General features: G+C 37.8%; 1 protein-coding gene. It reads right to left on the bottom strand.

Annotation, left to right across the window (positions count from 1 at the left end; translation table 11 throughout):
- The coding region (locus tag C1E99_RS12130) for an Eco57I restriction-modification methylase domain-containing protein (protein WP_153060217.1) at window positions 1-439 on the bottom strand (439 nt) is incomplete at both ends.

Here is a 439-nt window from a genome sequence, read left to right as displayed (position 1 = left end):
CGCAATCCCCCGAAGAATTATCACTTTCCTGATACGGAGGATTTCCTATCACTACATCAAATTTCACCTTGTCAAATACCTCCTCGACTAGTTTTTTACCTTGTTCAATATCTGTTTTAAGCGTTTCTGTCAGTTTCTCAATGTAAGTTACATTAGTCTTATACTTCCGATAGCCTGTCAGTGTACGTTCAGTAATGGTTTTTGCCATTGGTGTTTTGGCAATAGCATAGATGTTATTCGCTAAAATATCTTGATAGACTTGGTCAGCTTCAAAACGATGATCATCATTTTCTGCCACTCGTTGATAATACAGACTAATGGCACTATGAAGGGGATAGAGACCTGTCTTCGAGTTGATATCTAAAATTTTAGTTTCTCTCTGATAAATAGATGAGGTAATCTCATTGTCTACCCAGTGAAGATTTGACGTCGCACCATC

The sequence above is a fragment of the Streptococcus suis genome (assembly GCF_002964045.1).
In the GTDB taxonomy this organism is placed as follows: Bacteria; Bacillota; Bacilli; order Lactobacillales; family Streptococcaceae; genus Streptococcus; species Streptococcus suis_U.
This window is presented reverse-complemented; position numbering and strand designations above follow the sequence as displayed.